The 20,647-nt window shown below is 62.7% G+C and carries 22 protein-coding genes and 3 tRNA genes; 3 read left to right on the forward strand and 22 right to left on the reverse strand.

What is annotated here, in order from left to right; all coding sequences use genetic code 11:
- Positions 1-5 precede the first annotated feature (5 nt).
- From nuoF to ACP15D_RS04015, 21 genes are all read right to left on the reverse strand, one after another.
- On the reverse strand, positions 6-1,289 hold the full coding sequence (gene nuoF, locus ACP15D_RS03915; RefSeq protein WP_424956254.1) for an NADH-quinone oxidoreductase subunit NuoF: 1,284 nt from the start codon (positions 1,287-1,289) through the stop codon (positions 6-8).
- Positions 1,290-1,302: 13 nt separating this feature from the next.
- Complete coding sequence (gene nuoE / locus ACP15D_RS03920; protein ID WP_424956255.1) at positions 1,303-1,926, reverse strand: NADH-quinone oxidoreductase subunit NuoE; 624 nt, start codon at positions 1,924-1,926, stop codon at positions 1,303-1,305.
- A 170-nt stretch (positions 1,927-2,096) separates the two neighbouring features.
- Positions 2,097-2,447, reverse strand: coding sequence for a hypothetical protein (locus ACP15D_RS03925; protein ID WP_424956256.1), 351 nt, complete (start codon positions 2,445-2,447; stop codon positions 2,097-2,099).
- Positions 2,448-2,450: 3 nt separating this feature from the next.
- Complete coding sequence (locus ACP15D_RS03930) at positions 2,451-3,641, reverse strand: NADH-quinone oxidoreductase subunit D (protein ID WP_424956257.1); 1,191 nt, start codon at positions 3,639-3,641, stop codon at positions 2,451-2,453.
- Between the two features lie 32 nt (positions 3,642-3,673).
- The gene (locus ACP15D_RS03935) at positions 3,674-4,111 is read right to left on the reverse strand and encodes a thioesterase family protein (RefSeq protein ID WP_424956258.1); all 438 of its coding nucleotides are present in this window, start codon (positions 4,109-4,111) and stop codon (positions 3,674-3,676) included.
- Positions 4,108-4,536 carry a DUF6278 family protein gene (locus tag ACP15D_RS03940; protein WP_424956259.1) on the reverse strand — a complete coding sequence of 143 codons (429 nt, stop codon included), beginning with the start codon at positions 4,534-4,536 and terminating at the stop codon, positions 4,108-4,110. Before ACP15D_RS03940 ends, ACP15D_RS03935 begins: the two co-directional genes overlap by 4 nt.
- 4 nt (positions 4,537-4,540) lie before the next feature.
- A complete protein-coding gene (locus ACP15D_RS03945; RefSeq protein WP_424956260.1) occupies positions 4,541-4,921 on the reverse strand; it encodes a hypothetical protein in 381 nt (126 codons plus the stop codon).
- A gap of 24 nt (positions 4,922-4,945) precedes the next feature.
- A complete protein-coding gene (locus ACP15D_RS03950; protein ID WP_424956261.1) occupies positions 4,946-5,563 on the reverse strand; it encodes an NADH-quinone oxidoreductase subunit C in 618 nt (205 codons plus the stop codon).
- Between the two features lie 28 nt (positions 5,564-5,591).
- The gene (locus tag ACP15D_RS03955) at positions 5,592-6,002 is read right to left on the reverse strand and encodes a hypothetical protein (RefSeq protein WP_424956262.1); all 411 of its coding nucleotides are present in this window, start codon (positions 6,000-6,002) and stop codon (positions 5,592-5,594) included.
- 18 nt (positions 6,003-6,020) lie between these two features.
- Positions 6,021-6,578, reverse strand: coding sequence for a NuoB/complex I 20 kDa subunit family protein (locus ACP15D_RS03960; RefSeq protein ID WP_072373943.1), 558 nt, complete (start codon positions 6,576-6,578; stop codon positions 6,021-6,023).
- Positions 6,569-6,934: an NADH-quinone oxidoreductase subunit A gene (locus ACP15D_RS03965; RefSeq protein ID WP_072373945.1), complete on the reverse strand. Its 366-nt coding sequence runs from the start codon at positions 6,932-6,934 to the stop codon at positions 6,569-6,571. The genes ACP15D_RS03960 and ACP15D_RS03965 overlap by 10 nt, the downstream gene beginning before the upstream one ends.
- 316 nt (positions 6,935-7,250) lie before the next feature.
- A tRNA-Asp gene (locus tag ACP15D_RS03970) sits at positions 7,251-7,327 on the reverse strand.
- A 92-nt stretch (positions 7,328-7,419) separates the two neighbouring features.
- A complete protein-coding gene (locus tag ACP15D_RS03975) occupies positions 7,420-7,938 on the reverse strand; it encodes a DUF1993 domain-containing protein (RefSeq protein WP_424956263.1) in 519 nt (172 codons plus the stop codon).
- 97 nt (positions 7,939-8,035) lie between these two features.
- Entirely contained in the window at positions 8,036-8,773 is a 738-nt protein-coding gene (locus ACP15D_RS03980) for a class I SAM-dependent methyltransferase (protein WP_424956264.1), read from the reverse strand.
- Positions 8,774-8,934: 161 nt separating this feature from the next.
- Positions 8,935-9,009, reverse strand: a tRNA-Val gene (locus ACP15D_RS03985).
- 562 nt (positions 9,010-9,571) lie between these two features.
- Positions 9,572-9,976, reverse strand: a complete 405-nt coding sequence (locus tag ACP15D_RS03990) for an HU family DNA-binding protein (protein ID WP_424956265.1) — start codon at positions 9,974-9,976, stop codon at positions 9,572-9,574.
- 151 nt (positions 9,977-10,127) lie between these two features.
- Complete coding sequence (lon, locus tag ACP15D_RS03995) at positions 10,128-12,551, reverse strand: endopeptidase La (protein ID WP_424956266.1); 2,424 nt, start codon at positions 12,549-12,551, stop codon at positions 10,128-10,130.
- 287 nt (positions 12,552-12,838) lie between these two features.
- Positions 12,839-14,092 carry an ATP-dependent Clp protease ATP-binding subunit ClpX gene (clpX, locus tag ACP15D_RS04000; protein WP_424956267.1) on the reverse strand — a complete coding sequence of 418 codons (1,254 nt, stop codon included), beginning with the start codon at positions 14,090-14,092 and terminating at the stop codon, positions 12,839-12,841.
- 344 nt (positions 14,093-14,436) lie between these two features.
- Positions 14,437-15,087, reverse strand: a complete 651-nt coding sequence (locus tag ACP15D_RS04005) for an ATP-dependent Clp protease proteolytic subunit (protein WP_424956268.1) — start codon at positions 15,085-15,087, stop codon at positions 14,437-14,439.
- A 164-nt stretch (positions 15,088-15,251) separates the two neighbouring features.
- Entirely contained in the window at positions 15,252-16,607 is a 1,356-nt protein-coding gene (gene tig, locus ACP15D_RS04010) for a trigger factor (protein ID WP_424956269.1), read from the reverse strand.
- A gap of 53 nt (positions 16,608-16,660) precedes the next feature.
- Positions 16,661-16,745, reverse strand: a tRNA-Leu gene (locus tag ACP15D_RS04015).
- A gap of 446 nt (positions 16,746-17,191) precedes the next feature.
- Here ACP15D_RS04015 and ACP15D_RS04020 point away from each other — a divergent pair.
- A complete protein-coding gene (locus ACP15D_RS04020) occupies positions 17,192-18,232 on the forward strand; it encodes a cysteine synthase A (RefSeq protein ID WP_424956270.1) in 1,041 nt (346 codons plus the stop codon).
- Positions 18,233-18,356: 124 nt separating this feature from the next.
- The gene (gene sseA, locus ACP15D_RS04025; RefSeq protein ID WP_424956271.1) at positions 18,357-19,229 is read left to right on the forward strand and encodes a 3-mercaptopyruvate sulfurtransferase; all 873 of its coding nucleotides are present in this window, start codon (positions 18,357-18,359) and stop codon (positions 19,227-19,229) included.
- 172 nt (positions 19,230-19,401) lie between these two features.
- On the opposite strand, the gene ACP15D_RS04030 is transcribed toward sseA, so the two are convergent.
- A complete protein-coding gene (locus ACP15D_RS04030) occupies positions 19,402-19,824 on the reverse strand; it encodes a hypothetical protein (protein ID WP_424956272.1) in 423 nt (140 codons plus the stop codon).
- 307 nt (positions 19,825-20,131) lie between these two features.
- Here ACP15D_RS04030 and ACP15D_RS04035 point away from each other — a divergent pair, with 307 nt between their 5' ends.
- Positions 20,132-20,629 (forward strand): four-helix bundle copper-binding protein, encoded by a 498-nt coding sequence (locus ACP15D_RS04035; protein ID WP_424956273.1) that lies wholly within the window; start codon positions 20,132-20,134, stop codon positions 20,627-20,629.
- The last annotated feature ends 18 nt before the right edge of the window (positions 20,630-20,647 follow it).

The raw sequence follows: 20,647 nt of genomic DNA on the forward strand, positions 1-20,647 counted from the left end.
CCTAATTACTCGGCAGCTTCTTTGACTGCCGCGCGTCTGGCTTCGATGCGCTCTTCGATCACATGCCTGTAGTTGCGCAGCAGGCCCTGTACCGGCCACGCCGCTGCATCACCGAGCGCACAGATCGTGTGACCCTCGACCTGCTTCGTCACGTTGTAGAGAAGATCGATCTCGCGCAGTTCCGCTTCCCCGCGCTGCATCCGCTCCAGCACGCGGAACATCCAGCCCGTGCCCTCGCGACATGGCGTGCACTGGCCGCAGCTCTCGTGCTTGTAGAAATAGGCGATGCGCGTGATCGCTTTGATGATGTCGGTGGACTTGTCCATGACGATCACCGCCGCCGTGCCCAGGCCCGACTTCAGCTTCACCAGCGCATCGAAATCCATCGTCAGGTCGTTGCACTGCTCGGCCGGGATCATCGGCATCGACGAGCCGCCGGGGATGGCACACATGAGGTTGTCCCAGCCGCCGCGCACGCCGCCGCAATGCTTGTCGATCAGCTCGCGCAGCGGAATGCCCATCTCCTCCTCGACCACGCACGGATTGTTCACGTGGCCGGAGATCTGGAACAGCTTGGTGCCCGTGTTGTTCGGCTTGCCGAGCGAGGCGAACCACGCGCCGCCGCGGCGCAGGATGTCGCCCACCACGGCGATGCTCTCGACGTTGTTCACCGTCGTCGGTGCACCATAAAGACCGACGTTGGCCGGGAACGGCGGCTTCAGCCGCGGCATCCCTTTCTTGCCTTCGATCGACTCGATCAGCGCCGTCTCCTCGCCGCAGATATAGGCACCTGCGCCGTGATGGATGACGATGTCGAAGTCCCAGCCGTGGACGTTGTCCTTGCCGATCAACTTGGCGTCGTAGGCCTCATCGACCGCCGCCTGTAGCCGCTCCCGCTCGCGGATGAACTCGCCGCGGATGTAAATGAAGCACGTGTGCGCCCGCATCGCGAACGAGGCGAGCAGCGCCCCCTCGATCAGCAGGTGCGGGTCGTGCCGCATGATCTCGCGGTCTTTGCACGAGCCGGGCTCCGACTCATCGCCGTTGATGACGAGATAAGACGGCCGCGCATCGTTCTTCGGCATGAACGACCACTTGAGGCCCGTGGGGAAGCCGGCGCCGCCGCGCCCGCGCAACCCCGACGTCTTCATCTCATTAATGATCCAGTCGTGGCCGTTCTCGATGAAGCCTTTGGTTCCGTCCCATGCGCCGCGCGCACGCGCCGCCGGCAGCCGCCAGTCATGGAAGCCGTAGAGGTTACGGAAGATCCGGTCTTTGTCCTGCAGCATCGCAGTCCTCTCCTCAGACCTTTTCCGCTTTCAGCGTCGGATCGGCCAGCAGCGTCGTCGGACCGCCGGCGGGGCACGACGTCTGCCGGCCCGTCTGCGAACCGGGCTTCAGCGGACGGCCCTTCTCCAGATCCTGCAGGATCTTCGCGAACAGCTCCGGATCGAGATCCTCGTAAGTGTCCTTGCCGATTTGCACGACTGGCGCATTGGCGCAGCAGCCGAGGCACTCGACCTCTTCCCACGAAAAATCGCCGTCCTTCGACAACTCGTGCGGATGCTCGGCGATGTGTTCCTTGCACATCTCGATGATCGCATCCGATCCGCGCAGCATGCACGGCGTCGTGCCACAAACCTGCAGATGGGCCTTCTTGCCCACCGGAGCAAGCTGGAACATCGTGTAGAAAGTCGCGATCTCGAGGGCCCGGATATAGGCCATGCCCAGCATGTCGGCGATGGCGCGGATGGCGGGCTCGGTCGTCCAGCCTTCCTGCTCCTGGGCGCGCCACAACAGCGCAATCACCGCGGATGCCTCTTTTCCGGCGGGATATTTGGCGATCTCACGCTGCGCCCAGGCCCGGTTTTCCGGCGTGAAAGCGAAACTCAGCGGCTGCTCTGGATATAAGCGGCGGACTGCCAAGGCGGGAACCTCTCGGGAGCTTTCAGCGGGCGCCCGCGGAGGAGGCCCGGATCGGTTCTGCTCGGCGAGCAGTCTCGCCGATATTGTCGCAGCGCACAATCACCCGTTCACTACGTCTAACGCAAACGTAACGCAAGCGCGCGCGGGCGCGCACCTTGATTGACGTCAACTCAGCTGACACCCGGTATCGCACCCGCCCACGCTCCAGCGAGAAGCAGCGCGGCCAAAGGCGCAAAGAACAGCGATGTTTGCGAAGCGACGCGCAGGAAGCCGCTCCAGAAAATCGCAAGTCCGACACCGAAGATCAGGATTACGACACCACCGTCCATCGGCCCGCGCACGAGCGCGAACGCGACACCGGCGGCAATCGAAGAAAGTGCGATGAGAAGTGTCAGCGTCGGCAGCCGCTCCTGCGCCTCGCCCAGTGGCCAGCCTGCCCGTTCCGCGACCGGACGATAGAGCGCGAGCGACAGCCCCCACCCGATCGCGCCAATCGCCAGAAAGAACATCAGATCGATCATGGCCTACCGGTCGATTTCGCCGAAAACGATGTCCAGCGAGCCGAGGATGGCCGACACGTCCGCCAGCATGTGGCCGCGGTTCATGTAGTCCATTGCCTGCAGATGCGGGAAGCCGGGCGCGCGGATCTTGCAGCGGTACGGCTTGTTCGACCCATCGGCGACCAGATAGACGCCGAATTCGCCCTTCGGCGCCTCGACGGCGGCGTAGACCTCGGCCGCGGGCACGTGGAAGCCCTCGGTGTAGAGCTTGAAGTGATGGATCAGCGCCTCCATCGAGCGCTTCATGTCACCGCGGCGCGGCGGCACCACCTTCTTGTCGGCAGCCGTCACCGGACCTTGCCCCTCGGGCGAGCGCAGCTTGTCGCAGCACTGCTGCATGATTTTCAGCGACTGGCGCATCTCGGCCATGCGCACGAGATAGCGGTCGTAGCAGTCGCCATTCTTGCCGATCGGAATATCGAAATCGAGCTCTGAGTAGCACTCGTATGGCTGCGCCTTGCGCAGATCCCAGGCAGCCCCCGAGCCGCGCACCATCACGCCCGAGAAGCCCCAGTCGAAGCACTCTTTGAGGCTGACGACGCCGATGTCGACGTTGCGCTGCTTGAAGATGCGGTTGCCCGTCAGCAGCGTCTCGATGTCGTCGAGCACTTTCGGGTGCGTGACGCAGAACTCGGCGATGTCGTCGATCAGCTCCGGCGGCAGATCCTGATGCACGCCGCCGATGCGGAAATACTTCGCGTGCATCCGGCTTCCCGAGGCCCGCTCGTAGAACACCATCAGCTTTTCGCGCTCTTCAAAGCCCCACAGCGGCGGGGTCAGCGCGCCGACGTCCATGGCCTGCGTCGTCACGTTGAGAAGATGCGACAGCAGCCGTCCGATTTCCGAATAGAGCACGCGGATCAGCTGGGCGCGCTTTGGCACTTCCAGGCCCAACAGCTTCTCTGCCGCCATGCAGAAAGCGTGCTCCTGGTTCATCGGCGCCACGTAATCGAGGCGGTCGAAGTAGCCGATGGCCTGCAGATACGTCTTGTGCTCGATCAGCTTCTCGGTGCCCCGGTGCAACAGCCCGATGTGCGGATCGACCCGCTCAACCACCTCGCCGTCCAATTCCAGCACCAGGCGCAGCACGCCATGCGCCGCCGGATGCTGCGGACCGAAGTTGATGTTGAATTGGCGGATGTCTGTTTCGGCCATTTTCTCAACCGTAGAAGAATTTGAAAACCGTTCTAACCAATCGGCGCCACACGCGCCAGCTTGGCCTTTTCGTTCACGCGCGCGACGAAACGCGCCCACGGCACGATCATGCGCTCGTGCCGCCCCTCGCCGATCATGTCGATCCCGTCATGCGCCCTGACGTGGAAGACAACGCGCCGCCCGGTGATGCCCGTGCATTCCGCATCCACTGTGACAGTCTGCCCCGGCACCGTCGCCGCCGAGTGCGACACGTCGATGTGCACACCCAGGCTCCCCTCGCCCTCGTCGAGGTGCGGCGCCAGCACCTTGAGGCACGCCCACTCCATCAGGCCCACCATGAAGCCCGTGGCGAACACGGTCGGCATCTCGCGGAACTCCGGCGCCTCGGGATAAAGATGCGGCACAGTCTTTTCGGCCGGAATTCGAAACGAGAACTGCCCCTTGTCGCCGACCTTCAGCGTGTCCTTCATGGCGTCTCCTCGCTCGCGGCTTCACCGAGCTTTCCGGCGGCCACGTAGTTTATGCTTACGTTGTAGAAGCTGAGGATCGACTCGCCCGCCTCGAGCCCCTCCGCGATCTGCTTCTCCACCTTATGAAAAGGATAGACTGCATCGCTATTGGCGAAGAGCACAATGAGCGCCCCGTTCTCGTCCTCCGACCAGTCGGCACCCGGCACCGCCTCGATGATGGCTTCACCCAGATAGCAGCCGATCACGCCGACGAGCCCTCGCGCCGTTTCGGGCACCTGGGCGCGCTGGCGCTCGATAAACTCCTCGACGTAGGCAACGCTGTCGCCATCGAACCCCAGCGTCCTGCCGCTTGCATGAGCGAGCTCGCGAATGACCAGTTCGGCATTTGCCCGGATGACTTCCAGCCGCTCTTCGCTCAACGCCACGGCGTCACTCCGGCAGCCTGAGGCGCACCCACTGCCCAGCGTATGCAGCAACCACGAGCGGCACCGCCAGCAGGGCGAACGTAAAAAGTCCCATCGGCCACAAGCCGGCGCTCACGTCTGCGGCAGCTAGACCGAGCAGAACCGCCCACACCGCCTGCGCGCCAGCGATTACCAGCCCCCAGCGCCAGGGATGCTCGGGGAAGCCGAGACCAAGCAGAAATGCGGTGCCGAGCATCAGCGGATAGCCGATCATCCAGTATTTCGGATCGTCCCAGGCTTCGCGCCGCTCACCCAGCAGCCGCACCAGATCCCAGCTCAGCACGCCGCATACGACGGCGATCAATGCCGGAACGATGCCTGAAATGTCGGGACCGGAGCGTGCCACGCCTCACCTCCGCACGAAAGCGCTTCAGGCCCTGCCCGATGGACCGGACGCCTTTTCATCGCCCGGCAGCACGTAGTTCGTGCCTTCCCACGGCGATTCGAAATCGAACGAGCGGAATTCCTGCGCCAGCTCGACCGGCTCATAGACGACGCGCTTCTGAGCTTCGTCGTAGCGAACCTCGACGTAGCCGGTGAGCGGAAAGTCCTTGCGCAGCGGATGGCCCTGGAAGCCGTAGTCCGTCAACAGACGGCGCAGATCCGGATGCCCCGAGAACAGGATGCCATACATGTCGTAGGCCTCACGCTCGAACCAGTTCGACGCCGGAAACACACCCACGGTCGACGGCACCGGCGTCGTCTCGTCGGTGGTCAGCTTCAGGCGGATGCGCTGATTGAGCCGCGGCGACAGCAAGTGGTAGACGACATCGAAGCGCTCGGCCCGCGCCGGCCAGTCGACGCCGCAAATGTCGATTAGCACCTCGAACTGGCACTGAGCATCATCGCGCAGCAATGTAAGCACCTCGACGATCTTGTCGCGGGCAATGTCCAGCGTCAGTTCGCCATGGGCAATGTGCGAGCCCACAACAGCTGCACCCAGCGCGCCCTTGCAGTGCGTTTCCAGTTGCTGAAGCTTCTCGCTCATCGCTGCATTCGCTTTCTAAGGTCGCTGCTCACGGCTTCTCGGACGTGCGTTTCAAGTCGGAGCAACCGGCCGTCGCTTCAGGTCCGCCCTCGATATAGCAGGCCGCGATGTGATCGGGACCCAGGATGCGCCCCTGCACCGAAGCTTTGCTCGCCGGCGAGGTCCAGGCGAATGACACGTTGTCGGGAAAGACGATCCCAAAGATATCCTTGTGACCGGCGTCGTAGTCGAAATAACCGCGGAAGCGCCGATCGGTCTGCTCGGTGATGTGCACGGTGCGCTCGCGCGTCCTCAGCCCAAACTTTTCGCCGATTGTGTCGTTCTTGCCCGACCACGTCCCGACCATGTTCGGGATCTCATCGGCCAGGGCCCGGTCAGCGTTCGCGATGCAAACGATCGCACTCAGGATAGAGGCAAGGCCGAGCTTTGCGCGTTGCATTGCATCTCCTCCGCGCCTTTAGCGCTCGATCGTGCCCGTGCGGCGGATCTTACGCTGCAGCAGCAGCACGCCATAGACCAGGGCTTCCGCAGTCGGTGGGCAGCCCGGCACGTAGATGTCGACCGGCACGATGCGGTCGCAGCCGCGCACCACCGCGTACGAATAATGGTAATAGCCGCCGCCGTTGGCGCACGATCCCATCGAGATGACGTAACGCGGCTCCGGCATCTGGTCGTAGACCTTGCGCAGGGCCGGAGCCATCTTGTTGGTGAGCGTGCCGGCGACGATCATCACGTCCGACTGGCGCGGCGAAGCGCGCGGGGCAAAGCCGAAGCGCTCCAAGTCGTAACGCGGCATCGACGCCTGCATCATCTCGACGGCGCAGCAGGCAAGGCCGAACGTCATCCACATTAGCGAGCCGGTGCGCGCCCAGTTGATGAGATCGTCCGTCGTGGTGACGAGGAAGCCCTTGTCAGCGAGCTTGGAGGAAATCTGCGTGAAGCCCTCCTCGCCCGGCTTCACCAGAAACCCGCCCGAGCCGTCGAGCTCAGCCTTGGTCGGCGTGATCAATCCCATTCCAGGGCTCCCTTGCGCCACTCGTAGATGAAGCCGACGGTCAACACGCCGAGGAAGATCATCATCGCCCAGAATCCGTAAAGGCCGATGTCGCCGAACGCGACCGCCCACGGGAACAGGAACGCGACCTCGAGGTCGAAGATGATGAACAGGATGGCGACGAGGTAGAACCGCACGTCGAACTTCATGCGCGCATCATCGAATGCGTTGAAGCCGCATTCGTACGCGGACACCTTCTCGGGGTCCGGGTTGTTGACGGCGATCATGAACGGCACCGCCATGAGAGCCACGGCGATGAAAAGCGCGATGCCGATGAACACGGCGATCGGCAGGTAATCGTAGAAGAGCTGGTCCATGCGAGCTTGCCTGGGACGTGCCTGGGATCGGTTAGGCTGGCGTGTCGTTCTAGACTGAGAGGCCGCGATACGGCCAGCCGCTACCGCGCAGTCCGCTGCGCTGCAATAACGACTATTTGTGTGTTAACGCACCCGCCACGCCCGCGCAACCCGCGCGCACCGGCAGCAGGTCAGTTGATCCGCCGCTATATGCCGCTCTGGACCAGCTCCACGCGGGAGCAGCATCAAGGCGCGCCGCATTCGCAGCAGCACCGCCGCCACGGGCGGGCACCGCCGCTGGCGGAGCGAAGGCCGATTTTGTGTAAAGATGGATTAGTGGCGCGAGAGACGGGACTTGAACCCGCGGCCTCCGGCGTGACAGGCCGGCGCTCTAACCAACTGAGCTACTCCCGCAGTCAAAAATGCGCGCCCCATAGGACGCGCTTGCCACGAGGCGATCATCTACGTGGACCGCCGGGGGAAGTCAAGGAACTCTGATGCAGATTTCAGATTAAGCCTTGGGCCGCTCCCAGGAAATCGAGCTTGCCCACCGGCACGCCATTATGGCGCAGGATGGCGTAGGCCATGGTGACGTGGAAATAGAAGTTCGGCAGCGCAAAGAACACCAGATAATCCTGGCCTTTGAAGTGTAGCTCGCGCGGCCCTGCCTTCAGCGAAATCGCCCGCTCCTCCGACCCGTCGATCTGCTCCCGGCTCAAGGTGCCGATAAAATCCAGCGTCTTGGCGATCCGCCCCTTCAGCTCGGGGATCGTCCCCTCGGTATCGGCAAAGCTCGGCACCGCAACCCCTGCTAGCCGGGCCGGGCATCCCTTGGCGTGATCGCTCGCCATCTGCACTTGGCGGGCAAACGGATACATGTCCGGGGCAAGCCGCGACGTCACGAGCACCGACGTATCGAACTTGCGCGCATCGGCATAGGCGATCGCCTTGTCGAGAATGGCATCGAGCGCCTTGAGGCTGCGCTGGAATGCTGGAACCGATGCGTCGTACATCGACAGTGCCATGATTCTATCTCCCTACCCCCGCTTGGTCGCCTCAGGCGAACCTTCCGGGGCAGTAGATTGTGCGCCGGCCCCCGAACGGCAAGCGGCAGCTAGGTGCCTACGGCACGAGTTCTGGAAAACCGAGTGGAACAGCCACCATCCACGCGAGACGCCTGCCAACGAAGATGAAATTGTTTGCGATGGAAGACACGCCCCACATCATCCGGCGCATCGCGCCATCCAACCCACCCTTGATGCCCATGGATGGGATCCTTGCCTCGACCGACAGCCCGTGCGCGCTGAGTGTGCGGCCCACGTCTGCGAGGTCGTAGCGGCGATAGCGCTCGTCCTTGCCGAACGCGGCCCAGATCGGCCCCGCGCGTTCATCGAGAATGTCGAAGTACAGCCGCCCCCCGGGTTTCAGGTAGCGAACGTACTTTTCCACGATGGAATAGAAGTCGACGTACTTGGTGTAGAACAGGTCATTGATGATGATCACGTCATAGCGGCGCTGCGGCTCGTACGCCATGACATCGGCAGTTCTGAAGGTGCTGCGCTCGATCAGGCCGCGCGCACACAACTCCTCGTGCAGGGGCGACAGCGCCTCGTCGACGTCGAAGCTGTCGATCGAAGCGGCTTGCGGCGCGACGTAAAATTCGAGCGCAAACGGCCCGCAGGCGACATTCAGAATATCCGCACCCCTAAGGTGCTGGCCGAGCGTGTCGCGCAGAATATCGAAACGCCGCTCGTTGATGAAAAACTCCACTTCCCGCGGCTCGCGGTCACCGAAGTGGCGAAAGAGGCAATCCCGGTAAATCCCGACGCTCACCTCCGGCCTCGCGCCTTCTGCGCGCATGCTTCCTCCTTGCACACCGATGGGCAACCCACCGCCGCAGCTCTCGAGATTCCACCCGGCCAAATCCGCGGGCGCCATAACGGCACGCTACGCAGCAATATCCCTGCCAGCGCGGCGCGAGCGCCGGCCAAGGAAGCGAAATGGTTAAATGGGAGGGGGGATGGTGGGCGGTGAGAGGGTCGAACTCCCGACATCCTCGGTGTAAACGAGGCGCTCTACCACTGAGCTAACCGCCCGACGACGCATTCCATATCGGCCCTGGCTGACCACCGCAAGGCACCGCGGCGAAATCTGCACGCCCCATATCGGCGCAACGCCTCGACCCAAACACGGCACATCAAACTTTCTTCTCCCTCCCCCTTGATGGGGGAGGGGCGGGGAGAGGGTGAAACCCGCCATCCGCTCCCCCCACCCTAACCCTCCCCCGCAAGGGGGGGGAGGGAAAGTTGTCTTTCAAATCACGCAACGCCTGCAATTGAACCGCGCACGTACAGCTCGCATCACCTAATCCAAGGCGCCGCCGCAGGCGGCAAGGCGCCAAGGGCGCCCGGCGCGAGCGCCGGATCTCATCTTGCGCGCCGTCAGCCGCATACAAAGCCTCTCGCCGCTTGCGTCACCTAATCCAAGGCGCCGCCGCAGGCGGCCAGGGCCCAAGGGGCCCCGCGCCGAGGCGCGGCCATCAGCTGGCACAACGCACGATGAGAAATGCGCCAGCGCCGCTTGCGTCACCCCCGAAAAAACAAAGGCGCGCCGCAAGCATCGCGACGCGCCGAAGCATTCCCGTAGATTTAGGGCCGCTTAGTTGAGAGCGTCCTTGAGACCCTTCGAGGGGCTGAACTTCGGCACTTTCGACGCCGGGATGTTGATCGTGGCGCCGGTCGCCGGGTTGCGGCCCTCGCGAGCCTTGCGCGCGGCAACCTTGAAGGTACCGAAGTCCGGAATGCGGACCTCATGGCCTTCACGCATCGCGGTGCGGATGTGCTCGAGCACGGCATCCACCGCCACGGTGGCCTTGTCCTTCGTGAGCTCGGCTTCCTTCGCGACGGCGTCGATCAGATCTTTCTTGCTCATATCGTGTCCGTCCTTTGCATTCGGATTTGCGACTTGGGGGAGGAGTTGGCGGAAGTTAGGGGACCGCCGTGTTGCTAAAGCCGCAACAGTGCGTGAGAGAAGCGCCCAATGACGGGCTGCGTCAAGGGGCAAAACCCCCGATTTTGCCCGAAAAACCTGGGGAAATGAACGTTTTGACGCGCACAGATCAGGAACAAGAAACCTCGCGGTTTGGTGGCCGCGAGGTTACTTGAGTTGCATCAAAAACTAACGAGCGCTCACCCTGGCAAGCGCCCGGGATTTCTCAGTGGGCGGTCACCCGCGGGCCAGCATTGCCTTCCTCGGCCTTGACCGCTGCGGCCTCTGCCGCCTCGTCCCAGACGAGCCGCTCGGGCACACGCACCAGCGCCGCCTTCAGCACCTCGTCGACGCGCGCCACCGGGATGATCTCAATCTTGTTCTTGATCTCAACCGGGATCTCCGAGAGGTCCTTCACGTTCTCCTCGGGGATGATGACGGTCTTGATGCCACCGCGCAGTGCGGCAAGCAACTTCTCCTTGAGACCGCCGATCGGCAGCACCCTGCCGCGCAGCGTGATCTCACCCGTCATGGCAACGTCCTTGCGCACCGGAATACCGGTCAGCACCGAGACGATCGTGGTGGCCATAGCAACGCCTGCCGATGGACCATCCTTCGGCGTCGCGCCCTCCGGCACGTGCACATGGATGTCCTTCTTCTCGAACAAGGACGGATGGATACCGAAGTCCACGCACCGCGAACGCACGTAAGCGTTGGCGGCCTGGATCGACTCCTTCATCACGTCGCGCAAGTTGCCGGTGACCGACATCTTGCCCTTGCCCGGCATCATCACGCCTTCGATGGTCAGCAACTCGCCGCCCACCTCGGTCCATGCCAGGCCGGTGACGATACCCACCTGATCCTCGAGCTCGGCCTCGCCGTAACGATACTTCGGCACGCCGAGATACTGCTCGAGATTCTCCGCAGTGACGGTGACCGCCTTGTTCTGCGAGGTGAGGATCTCCTTCACCGCCTTGCGGGCCAGCTTGGCCACCTCACGCTCGAGCGAGCGCACGCCCGCTTCACGCGTGTAGCGACGCACCAGCTCCAACAGCGCGCTGTCGTCGACGGTCCACTCGTTCTGCTCCAGACCATGCGCCTGGCGCTGCCCCGGAATGAGGTGGCGCTTGGCGATCTCGATCTTCTCGTCCTCGGTGTAACCCGCAAGACGGATGATCTCCATGCGGTCCATCAGGGCCGGCGGAATGTTGAGCGTGTTGGCCGTGGTCACGAACATCACGTTCGACAGGTCGTAGTCGACCTCGAGGTAATGGTCGTTGAACGTGCCGTTCTGCTCAGGATCCAGCACCTCCAGCAGCGCCGCTGCCGGATCGCCGCGGAAGTCCGAGCCCATCTTGTCGATCTCGTCGAGCAGGAACAGCGGATTGGTCCGCTTCGCCTTGCGCATCGACTGAATGACCTTGCCGGGCATCGAGCCGATGTACGTGCGGCGGTGACCGCGCACCTCGGCCTCATCGCGCACGCCGCCGAGGCTCATGCGCACGAACTCGCGGCCCGTGGCGTTCGCAATCGACTTGCCGAGCGAAGTCTTACCGACGCCGGGCGGTCCAACGAGGCAAAGGATCGGGCCCTTCAGCTTGTTCGTACGCGCCTGCACCGCGAGATACTCGAGAATGCGCTCTTTGACCTTGTCGAGGCCATAGTGCTCCGCGTCGAGAACCAGCTGGGCCTCGTCGAGATCCTTCTTGACCTTGCCCTTGATCCCCCACGGGATCGACAGCAGCCAGTCGAGATAGTTGCGCACGACAGTGGCTTCAGCCGACATCGGGCTCATCTGCTTGAGCTTCTTCAGCTCGGCAAGCGCCTTGTCGCGGGCCTCCTTCGAGAGCTTCGTGTTCTCGATCTTCTCTTCGAACTCGGCGATATCATCGCGCTCGTCGCTGTCGCCGAGCTCCTTCTGGATCGCCTTCATCTGCTCGTTGAGATAGTACTCGCGCTGCGTCTTCTCCATTTGGCGCTTCACGCGCGAACGGATCTTGCGCTCCACCTGCAGCACGGAGATCTCGCTCTCCATGAGCGTGTAGACGCGCTCCAGACGCTCCGAGATCGTCGATGTCTCTAAGATCTCCTGCTTGTCGGCGATCTTGATCGCAAGATGCGAGGCGATCGTGTCGGCGAGCTTCGAGTAGTCCTCGATCTGCGCGACGTTGCCCAGCACTTCCGGCGAAATCTTCTTGTTGAGCTTCACGTAGCTCTCGAACTGCGCGACCGCAGAGCGGGCCAGCGCCTCGATCTCGTCCTTCGCGCCGATCTCCTCCGGCACGGGCTCGACCTCGGCTTCGAAGTAGTTCGGGTTGTCGGTGTAGCGCTGGATGCGCGCACGCGTCGTGCCTTCGACGAGCACCTTCACAGTGCCGTCGGGCAACTTCAACAGCTGCAGCACGGACGCAAGCGTACCGACCGGATAGATCGCATCGGTCGCTGGATCGTCGTCCCCAGCGTTCTTCTGCGCAGCAAGTAGGATGTGCTTGTCGGAGCGCATCACTTCTTCCAGCGCGTTGATCGACTTGTCGCGACCAACGAACAGCGGGACGATCATGTACGGGAACACCACGATGTCGCGCAGCGGCAGGACCGGATAAAGACCCTTACCAGCCGTCTTATCTTTGTTCTTCGTGTCGTCGCCCATTTCGCTACCTATCGTGGCCGCCTGCAATTTCGCCTCAACGCAATGCCGCAGCATAGCCTATCGGCGCTCATCCAGGACATCGAAGTCGCAAGCCCTGGCCGTTTTGAGGCAGAGATCGCATCAGCCTCTATGCGTTTCTCACCTCACCCACAACTCCGCAGCATCGCAGAAGCAGAGGCCCCTTTGAAATGGGGCCGTCTGCCGCTGGATCAAGAGCCGCTCGCCCTCTGGCTCGCGGCGGAATATTTCCGGTGAAAAGAGTCGCCAACCCTCCGGCGACCCTACGATCAAGACGCGCTCGATCCCTTTTCATCCACCCGGTCGGAGTAGATGCGCAACGGACGCGCGCTCCCCTCCACCACTTCCGGTCCGATGACGACTTCTTCAACGCCCTTGAGTGCCGGCAGGTCGAACATGGTGTCGAGCAGGATGCCTTCCATGATGGAGCGCAGACCACGAGCACCCGTCTTACGCTCGATCGCCTTGCGGGCAATCGCCTTGAGCGCATCCGTCGTGATCGTCAGCTTGACGTCTTCCATCTCGAACAGACGCTGATATTGCTTAACCAGCGCGTTCTTCGGCTCCATGAGGATCTGCACGAGGGCATCCTCGTCGAGGTCTTCGAGCGTCGCGATGACCGGCAGACGACCGATGAACTCGGGGATGAGCCCGAACTTCAAGAGGTCTTCCGGCTCGACGCCACGCAGAACCTCGCCGGTCCGGCGCTCGTCAGTTCCAATGACCTTCGCACTGAAGCCGATCGATGTGCCCTTGCCGCGGCGGGAGATGATCTTCTCCAGACCTGCGAACGCGCCACCGCAGATGAACAGGATGTTCGTCGTGTCGACCTGCAGGAACTCCTGCTGAGGATGCTTGCGGCCGCCCTGAGGAGGCACGGAGGCAACGGTGCCTTCCATGATCTTCAGCAGCGCCTGCTGCACGCCCTCGCCCGATACATCCCGCGTGATCGACGGGTTGTCGGACTTGCGCGAGATCTTGTCGACCTCGTCGATGTAGACGATGCCGCGCTGCGCCCGCTCGACGTTATAGTCGGCGTTCTGCAGCAGTTTCAGAATGATGTTCTCGACGTCCTCGCCGACATAGCCCGCCTCGGTGAGAGTCGTGGCATCGGCCATGGTGAACGGAACATCCAGCATGCGCGCCAAGGTCTGCGCCAGCAAGGTCTTGCCGCAACCGGTCGGACCTACGAGCAGAATATTCGACTTCGCCAACTCGACGTCGTTGTTCTTCGACGCGTGGTTGAGGCGCTTGTAGTGGTTATGAACCGCCACTGACAGCACGCGCTTCGCGTGGTCCTGGCCGATGACATACGAGTCGAGGACCGTGGAAATTTCCTGCGGGGTCGGCACGCCATCGCGCGACTTCACCAGGGTGTTCTTGTTCTCTTCCCGGATGATGTCCATGCATAGCTCGACGCATTCATCGCAGATGAACACGGTCGGGCCGGCAATCAGCTTGCGAACCTCATGCTGGCTCTTGCCGCAAAACGAGCAATAGAGAGTGTTTTTCTCTTGAGCCATCTCGGATGTCTTACCCCTCCTCGGGCTGCTGTGCGCCGATCCGCCGACGCTCGCCTTGGAAAGATTCCTGTCTCAGCCGCCCTGTGCGGAGCGCGGGTCCGAGTCCATTACAGTGATCTGAGCACGCTAGCGTTCACCAGATCAAGATTGGATTAACGGATATCCGCCCACACGCTACTGAAGCGACCCGATTACCACAGTTTTATGGCGTTCCGCTGGTTAGCCGTAACAACGGCCTTCTAACGGTACCACGCTGACTTCAGCCGACCCAGCATGACCTCACCTGGACGGGGAGGCAAGCGCCCCGTCCACCCTGCGGCCATTCGGCTTGTCGGTTAAGCGTATCAGGCCTCGGACTTGGCCTCGATTGGCCCAAAATCGGCCTCTTCGCGGCTCGTTAGAACCTTATCAATGATCCCGAAGTCTTTGGCCTGCTCTGCTGTCATGAAGTAGTCACGGTCGAGCGTGCGTTCAATGACTTCGTAGGGCTGACTGGTGTGCTTGACGTACACTTCGTTGAGCCGCCGCTTCATCTTGATGATGTCCTCGGCGTGGCGCTCGATGTCGGAGGCCTGGCCCGAGAAGCCACCCGAAGGCTGATGCACCATGATCCGGGCGTTGGGCAGCGCATAGCGCAGCCCCCTGGTACCGGCGCACAACAGCAGCGAGCCCATCGAAGCCGCCTGACCGATGCACAGCGTAGCGATCTGCGGCCGAATGAACTGCATCGTGTCGTAAATTGCCATGCCCGCCGTGACGACACCGCCCGGCGAGTTGATATACATGGAGACTTCCTTCTTCGGGTTCTCCGCTTCGAGGAACAGCAGCTGCATGCAGATCGACGCAGCCATGTGGTCCTCGATCGGACCCGTCACGAAGATGATGCGCTCCTTGAGCAGGCGCGAAGGCAGATCATAGCCACGCTCGCCCCGGTTGGTCTGCTCGACCACCATCGGCCAGAACGTGTTCGTCAAGGTGCTGACCGGGTCGCGCATCGTCGTCTTCCTTTGCTTCGATCGTGGGGAGCGCGCGGCACTCGAATCGCGCCGCGCTGCTTTGTACTTTCTTGGGCAGTGCCGCCCTCGGGCGCAAGCCCCACCTGGGGGCCAGCGAACCTATATAGGAAGCCCCGAAGCCGAATAGTAAGCCCCGAAGCCGATTACGCCTCCTCGGCTTCGTCCGGACGCTGGAAAAGCTCGTCCTTGGAGACTTTTTTCTCCACCGGTTTCGCCTTGTCGATGATGAAGTCGACCACCTTGTCCTCGAACAGTGGCGCCCGCAGCTCGGCCAGCGCGCCGGGGTTCTTTTCGTAGTATTCGTAGACGGCCTTCTCCTGACCCGGGAATCGGCGCGCCTGCTCCATGAGCGCACGGCGCATCTCGTCCTGGGTGATCTTCAGCTCGTTCTTCTCGGCGATCTCGCCGATCACCAGTCCCAGGCGCACGCGGCGCTCGGCGATCTTCCGATACTCCTCGCGCGTCTCCTCCTCGGACTTGCCCTCGTCCGTAAAGGTCTTGCCCGCGCTCTTGAGGTTGGTCTCCAGCTGCTGCCAGATGCCGGCAAACTCGCTGTCGACCAGGGACGGAGGGAGCTCGAACGAATGCGCCTTTTCCAGCGCATCGAGCAACTGCCGCTTCAGCTTCGAGCGCGCGACATTGCCGTACTCGCGGGCAATCTGGTCCTTTACCAACCCCTTGAGCTGCTCGACACTTTCCGCGCCAAGCGTCTTGGCGAACTCATCGTTCACCTCTGGACGAACCGGGCTCGCAACCTCTTTCACCTTAACTTCGAAAACGGCGGCCTTGCCGGCCAGCGTCTCGACCGGATAGTCGGCCGGGAAGGTCGCCTCGACGTTGCGCTCATCGCCCGCCTTCACGCCAAGAAGTCCGTCCTCGAACCCCGGGATGAAATTGGCTTCGCCCAGTACGATCGGCGCCGCCTCGGCGCTGCCGCCCTCGAAGGCCTCGCCGTCGATCTTGCCCACGAAGTCGATCGTCACGCGATCGCCCTTCTCGGCAGCCCGCGCCTCATCCGGCGCGAAAGTAAGGCTGCGCGAAACCAGCTGCTGGATACCTTCCTCGACCGCCGAATCCTCGACGTCCGCAACCAGCTGCTCCAACTTCAGCTTCGTGAAATCCGTCAGCTCGATCGCCGGCAACACCTCAAACGTCATCGAATAGGAGAGGTCGGCCTTGCCCGACAGCACCCGCTCGATCTCGTCCTGGTCTTCCGGCAGGCTGACATTCGGCTGCATCGCGGCGCGCTCGTTGCGGTCGGCAATCGCCTTATTTGACGATTCGCGCACGGCTTCCTGCAGCACCTCGACCATGAGCGAGCGGCCATACATCTTCTTCAGATGCGGCACCGGCACCTTGCCCTTGCGGAAGCCCTTGAGCTGAACGCGGTCCTTGATCTCGTCCAGGCGATCGTCGAAGCGCTTGCCGAGTTCACCCGCCGGCACAACGACTTGCAGCGTCCGCTTCAGACCATCGCTGCTGGTTTCCGTAATCTGCATTGTTCTCCAACCTGCTCGTAAACCCGACGGGCTCCGTTCCTATCGCCAAAGCGTGGTGCGGGCGGAGGGACTTGAACCCCCACGCCTTGCGGCACTGGAACCTAAATCCAGCGCGTCTACCAATTCCGCCACGCCCGCGCGTCGCCCCCGCCTCAGGCCGGCCAGAAGCCAGTCCATCTCACCTTTTTAGGGTAAGTCGCTGCGGCTGTCGGGATCGATCGGCGAAGGTATATCTGTCTGGACCCGCAAAAGGCAACGCCCTTTGCCGCACCCGCGGCGGAACGCACCGCCGTCCCCCAGCCCTGACACCTGGCACCCGATTTGCCCGCATTGCGTTTGCAGCGGGTCCAGCCCCTAAAATTAGTAAATTCCCGGGCAGGCCAATCCCCAATTGGCCGAAGCGATGGGAACGAAATCCAGCCCTCCCGGCCACCACGCCGACGCCTTGGCTCTACCACCTCCACCAGCCGCGCCAACGAGGCTCTGGCGTGATCCATCAAGAGCGCTGACAATCCCCGCAGAACACCGGTGCCAGATCACAGCCCCACCGAAACTGGGGCCCGCGTCCCCAACGGAGCACTCTCTTGCAACCACGATCCAGCGTCGTCGCCGCCGTCGGCCACACGCCCCTCATCCGCCTGCGCCGCCCATCCGAAGAAACCGGCTGCACCATCCTCGGCAAGGCCGAATTCATGAACCCCGGCGCCTCCGTAAAGGACCGCGCCGCCCTGGGCATCCTCACCGAGGCCATGGAGAGCGGACGCTTGAAGCCCGGCGGCACCGTGGTCGAGGGCACCGCCGGCAATACCGGCATCGGCCTGACCGTGCTCGGCAACGCCCTTGGGCTGCGCACCGTCATCGTCATTCCAAATACGCAGTCCCAGGAAAAGAAGGACACCCTCCGCCTACTCGGAGCCGAAGTCGTCGAGGTTCCCGCGGTCCCATACAAGAACCCCAATAACTACGTCCGCTACTCCCAGCGCCTTGCTGAAACTCTTGCCGCCACCGAGCCGAACGGCGCTGTCTGGGCAAACCAGTTCGATAACGTTGCCAACCGCGACATCCACATGAGAACGACGGCCGCTGAGATTTGGGACGGGACCGAGGGCCGCATCGACGGCTTCGTCTCGGCGGTGGGCTCCGGAGGCACGCTCGGCGGAGTTTCCCGCGGCCTGAAGGACAGACGCGACGGCATTCGCATCGCGCTCGCCGATCCGTTCGGCTCCGCGCTCTACTCGTACTACACCACTGGGGAGCTCAAGGCCGAGGGCTCCTCCATCACCGAGGGCATCGGCCAAGGCCGCATCACCAAGAACCTCGAGGACGCGCCCATCGACACCGCCTTCCGCATCTCCGACGAGGAAGCGCTGAACGTCGTCTTCAACCTGACGCGCGAAGAAGGCCTCTGCGTTGGCGCCTCGAGCGGCGTCAACGTCGCCGGTGCCATGCGCCTCGCCCGCGAGCTGGGCCCGGGTCACACGATCGTGACGATCCTGTGCGACAGCGGCACCCGATATCAGTCGCGACTGTTCAACCCCGGGTTCCTGGAAAGCAAATCTCTCCCCGTGCCGTCATGGCTCAAGGGCGGAAAATCCTCCATTCCCGAGGTTTTTGCCTCAACCTGACCTCGTTTGGACGGGACAAGCGGTCGCCATCCTTGCGGCCCACGCCGCTTTTGCCTATGTCGCTAGCAAGCGCGGCCAAACAAGCCGCGCGTGGATAGTTCACGCTGATGTAAGAGAGGGAAACGTGCTGGAGAGCGCCAAGAAGTGGATCGTCGAGACGGACTGGCTCGCTTCGCATCTCGACGCCCCTGACCTTGTGATCTTCGATGCCAGCTGGCATCTGCCGACCGCCGGCCGCGATCCCAAAGCAGAGTACATGCAGGAGCACATCCCCGGCGCGCTCTTCTTTGATATCGACGACCTCACCGACGAGAAATCCTCCCTACCGCACATGCTGCCCTCGACGGTGAAGTTCGCCTCGCGCATGAAGAAGATGGGCGTCGGCGACGGCATGCGCATCGTCGTCTATGATACGCTGGGCCTCTTCTCCGCCGCCCGCGCATGGTGGACGTTCCGCGCCATGGGCCACGAGGACGTTGCCGTTCTCAACGGCGGCCTCAAGAAGTGGAAGGCTGAAGGTCGCGAGACCGAGGATGGCCCGCCCATCAAACGCACCGAGCGCCACTTCTCGCCTCTGCTCAACGCTTCGCTGATCCGTGACATCGACGACGTGAAGAAGGTCATAGCCAAAAGCTCCGCCCAGCTCGTCGACGCGCGCCCTGCCGCGCGCTTCGAAGGCACTGAGCCCGAGCCACGGCCAGGACTGCGCTCAGGGCACATCCCCGGCGCGCGCAACGTTCCCTCGCAAGCGCTCATCAACGACGACGGTACCCTCAAGTCGGAGGCAGAACTCGCCAGGATCTTTGCCCAAGCCGGCATCGATCCCCAGCAGCCCATCGTCACCACGTGCGGCTCGGGCGTCACCGCTTCGATCCTGTCGCTTGCATTGGCTGTGCTGGGGCAGACGAACGCGGCCGTCTATGACGGAAGCTGGGCCGAGTGGGGCGCCGACCAATCCGTGCCCGTCGAGACCGGCCCCGCTCGCGAACTCGCTTAAGCCCGCAAACAACCAGGGCCAGGCGCCAACAGCGCCCGGCCCAACTTACTCCACGGCACCACGCTTCGCCGCTGTCAGGCCAGGGCGCAACGCGCCCCGGCGCGAGCGCCGGCCTAAACGGGCACGACATCCCCGCTCACAAAGCCTGTCGAAACTTGTGTCGCCTACTCAATCAAGACCTGCACTGCGGGTTCATGTAATACGTGATCATCAGAAACGACATCAGGATCGCCGAACCCAGTCCCGCAACGGTTCCGACCCACTCCGGCGCGAAGTTTCCGCCCGCCTGATCCAGCAGCTCTTTGCCCGCTAGGCTTCCGGCAATCGAAGCAATCGCCGAATAGACCACGACTACCATCGGTATTCTAAAGTCGTCGGGCCCGACGCCGGCCACGCGGTTCAACAGCTTGTTGCGCACCACCACCGCGGCGATGGTGGCAACGAAACCCGCGACCATCGCCAGCACAGCCGGGTTGGTCGAATACCCGATCAAGCGGCCGACAATTGCACCCACGGCTGCCGCCACCAGCAGCATCACGATCAGGCTTGCCGATGTCGAGCCCTGCGGCCTTGCCGTTGAAATGACCTGTGCCATTGAGCAATCCTTCTGTGGCTGTGCCAACCTCCGATCGAGGTTTCGCACGCCAGCGAAGACGCAAAGCCCCAGCTGGGCAAAGCCAACCCGCAGGCATCGCTACGATGGCCCCAACGCGTCTGGCGCCACTCGACTAAAATTAGAACCGAGCCCGCACCGACTTATTCTCAGAACCAATTTCAGATATTCGCAGCTCGACGCTTGGCTGGCTCCAGCGCCGCGCCCGGCATATATGGGAACTTCCGAATTGTTGCGTTGCCCGGAAAATCAATCAACGCGTGAAGCCGCACACAAAGGTAGAGGCCCAATGACCGATTCCATCGAGACGACTGAGCAGACTTCGGCCGTCAACCGCCGCGCAATTCTGGCCGCACTCGCCGCCTCGGGCACTGCCCTTGCCGCCAGCTCCGCCAGTGCCCAGGAGGGCCATGACCATCACCACATGGACCATGGCGGCGGCAGCCACGGCGCCCCGCCGGCCCATCTGGCGCTGATCAATGCCGCGTTAGATTGCATGAAGAAGGGCGAGATCTGCGCCAACCATTGCATCGACCTCCTCGGCGACGGCGACAAGGCGATGAAAGACTGCCTGCGCTCAGTTTCGACCATGCTGCCCGCATGCGCCGCGCTCGCCCGTCTCGGAGCCCTGGACGCAAAGCGTCTCAAGGAGTTCGCCAAGGTTTGCGCCGACATCTGCAGCGATTGCCAAGCGGAGTGCAAGAAGCACGCAGAGCACCACGCCGAATGCAAGGCCTGCGGCGAAGCCTGCGGTGTCTGCGCCGACGAGTGCAAGAAACTGATCTGAACGACCTTGATCAGCAGC

The sequence above is a fragment of the Hyphomicrobium sp. 1Nfss2.1 genome (genome assembly GCF_965243865.1).
Lineage (GTDB): Bacteria > Pseudomonadota > Alphaproteobacteria > Rhizobiales > Hyphomicrobiaceae > Hyphomicrobium_A.